General features: G+C 27.6%; 3 protein-coding genes. All 3 read right to left on the bottom strand.

The window, feature by feature from the left end; all coding sequences use genetic code 11:
* Nucleotides 1-210: 210 nt before the first annotated feature.
* Nucleotides 211-1755, bottom strand: coding sequence for a YceG family protein (locus B2671_RS12640; protein ID WP_346870720.1), 1545 nt, complete (start codon nt 1753-1755; stop codon nt 211-213).
* A gap of 105 nt (nt 1756-1860) precedes the next feature.
* Nucleotides 1861-2619, bottom strand: a complete 759-nt coding sequence (locus B2671_RS12635; RefSeq protein ID WP_346870719.1) for an HAD family hydrolase — start codon at nt 2617-2619, stop codon at nt 1861-1863.
* A gap of 1 nt (nt 2620) precedes the next feature.
* The coding region (locus B2671_RS12630; protein ID WP_346870718.1) for a cysteine protease StiP domain-containing protein at nt 2621-3591 on the bottom strand (971 nt) is incomplete at its 5' end.

Genomic DNA, 3591 nt, shown 5'->3' with positions numbered 1-3591 from the left:
TCATATTGTTTCCATGCTGACTTTGATTTTGGTATTGACCATTCATATTGTTTCCATACTGCCCTTGGTTTTGATGTCCCATGTTCATACCATTCATATTTTGTCCTTGGTTTTCACATTCCATATCAGTTCCTGTTACTATTTCAGCATCTATTGGCTCAAATACTTTATTATTCATTTGTCATTTCCCCCTTATATATCCTCATTTATTTACTTGTTTAATAATCTTGAAAATACACTTTGCTTTAAGCTCATTATACTTTTATACTTTGAAGTATAATTCATTTCATCTAACCTAATAATGTTTATTATGTCTTCTTTTAAAACATTATTTATATTAAATAATCCTGAAGGATTAAATATAACTATATCCATTCCAATAACATGTAAATATCCAAGAAGCATAGACATAGATTCTGATATTCCATCTTCATTATTTAGATAAATTACTATTTTAGGAACTTGTGCTGTAAAATCAAAGTTATCTATAAATCTTACTATTCTTTCATCTAAAGATAACACTAAAACAAGTAGTTTTAATATATCATCCTTATTTAATTGCTTTACATAAATACTTTTATCCGTGATAGTTTCATTGAATTTCTTAAGCAAGAAATTCTGAACTTCTTCGCTATATTTTCCAAACTTATAAATAGTCATTTTTTTTATTTCATCTATATCAAAGGTTCCATCGCTAAGTTGACAAAACATAAGTTCATACATGTTGTCTGTTACTCCCACCTCCCTAGATATATTTCCATCATTTGAAAACAAAGTATTTGGAGAATTAACACAATACCTAACAAGTTTTTGATATTCAAAGGCATTTGCATATTGCCCATCAATTTTTTTAAAAAAACAAGGTACCTTTACACATTTTCCTTCAACTTTAAATCCATCCCTTAATTTACACGGCTCATTCCAATATATATATATATCCTCAAGAATAGTATCTAGTAATACACTTTTAGTATATCCTTTTCTAAACTGCCAAGGCTTAAACATTCCTGTATTCTCGAAAAGCTGCTCTTCCACATCTCTCTCAATCTGTTTAGTTATGGTCTCTACATTATCTATTACCTTACCTTTACTCGCCCTTTCAGTAAAAGATTCAATATTTAATATTCCCATACTTCTCTCACATTGGCTTAGATTATTTTCCTCTATTTCCTCCCAAAATTCTTCTTTTAAAGGATTAATATAAACTACATCAAAGCCCATTAAATATAATAAGATTAAAAAATATATTTCATGTCTTCCAATTGTTCCATAATAAATACATTTGGGATTTATATCTTCATTGTATTTCATACTCCTTGCAAATGTATATGTCCAAACAATTAATTTAGTTATAAAATTATTTCTCACATTGTCATTAAAGAAGTTTTCCTTTGATACAGCTAAAGGAATAACATAATCTAAAGCCTTTAAAAACATCATATTTACTTGTAAATTATCAAATAATACTATATCTGCATTTTGCATATTTCTAATATCCATAGCATTTAACTCATTATAAATATATTGTATAAGCTCTAATTCCCCCTCTAAAGGCATATTATTATCAAAAATAATACACTGGTCTTTGTGCTCTATACATTTATCTTCTAAAGTCCTTATAACATCATTATAATTACTAATGTCATCTACTCCTATAAACCTATAAAAATAAGGTTCCAATTCTTTACATCCATTAGTTCTTTCAAACTTTTTTCTAAACATAGAGTGAGTTATTTGTTTTAAGTCCATAGCCATCTATAGAATCACCCCTCTTTTTTAATATAAATTTAAAACTCCTACATTCATATTATCTTATTACATACATGTCAATCAACCTTATTTGATATAGAACATCTAATATTAACTTTCAAATAATATGTGTTTTTTAAGAATATTTATTAAATCATCTGTTGAATATATTCCATCTCTTTCTGTGAAAATAGCCTTTTCACTTTTAAAGCTACAATGCTTAGGAAGTATAGAAATTCCTCTTGTTGTAAACATTCTATCCACTTCACTATCCCCTGAAGTAATTAAATTTTCTATTTTAAACCTATCTATTATGTAATCAACAGCATTTATCTTATCTATGTTTTCATTTATAAAAAATACTTTAGCCCCTATTTGCATTACTCTTATATTTTTATTAAATTTATCCTTTAATCTATCATACGCTATTCTTGCTAATTCTTCATTTTCACATTTTACTGTAATATAGAAATCTTCTATATTCCTTACCTCTTGTATTTCAAGATTACAATCTTCTATATATTTAATATCTCTTTTAATCTCATCTACATTCACTAGCTTTCTCATTTCATGATTCCACTTAGAATCTAGTTCTCCATTTATATAAATTTGAGCTCCATTTGTACAAATAATTGTCTGCGGATTGTATTCTCTTATGAAATCTACTCTTAATGTCTGCCTAATATTTCTCATGGTACAAGGTATAAATTTAAAGTTTTTTAACTTTAGAATTTCCATTAACTCTTCATGACTACTTTCAGTCATATAAGTTATTTCTCTTTCTCCCATTTTTTCAACACATTTAAATCCCTCGTTTTTAGAATGTATAATAGTTCTATCTAAATCTGTTACAAAATATAAATCTTTCATACTATTTAATTTCCTCTTCTATTATTGCCATGCACCTATAACTTCCTGTATTATATTTAACTACTTCTACATCCTTTTCTTTAGCAAGCTCTATTATATGTGCAATATTTTTATCCTCTAAATCACGGACTAAAACTAATCTTGCTTTTCTTCTAAGTAACACTCTAGCAGACTCTCCTATGCTTAGCTTAATATTATTTATACTTTTAACATTAAATATTTTTCTAATTTCTTCTGCAATAGTCCTTGCATACTCTCTATCTATAGGCTCCATTAAACTTTTACAACTATTTAAGCATTTAATTCTAGACTTAGTAACTTTAGGTTCTATACCTATACTATCTATTTCATATTCATCATCATTACCATAGGCTTTATTACCTGTTATTTCTTCTTCACCTTCAAAATCTTCTCTCAAAACACCTTCAGTATCATCATAATTATATACAAGTTCACTGCAGAATTCATTTGAAATCTCCTCTATAAAATACATAGATAAATCTTCACTTCTTAAATAATCAAGGGTCTTTGCTCCATGAAAATCCATCTCTCCTATGAACTTCCTGCTATGAACTGTTCTACTAATTAATCCGCTAACTGTGGAGTTTAAACAACAGTTTGGAATAACAATATCTTCTCTTGTGCCATAAAACTTACATAGCTTTGCTGGGTCAGCTACTACTGCTAAAGAACTATCTACATTTTTATTAAACTCTTTATTAAACTTATCTATGGTGTTATTTAGTTCACCTATTATAGATCCCTTGCCTGTCCATCCATCAACAAACTGTATATTTCCCCTTTGATTATTTTTCAATATATACTTAAGTGCATTATAATCTATTCCCTTACCTCTAATTATAGAAATGCTATAGTGCTTTATATCCACATTATATTTAAGTTTTAAGTATCTCTTAATTAGAATTCCATATGGGGTACCTGCTCTAGCTAGTGATACTAAAACTAAGTCTT

It is taken from the genome of Clostridium sp. UBA5119, from assembly GCF_002414285.1.
GTDB classification, from domain to species: Bacteria; Bacillota; Clostridia; order Clostridiales; family Clostridiaceae; genus Clostridium_J; species Clostridium_J sulfidigenes.
This window is presented reverse-complemented; position numbering and strand designations above follow the sequence as displayed.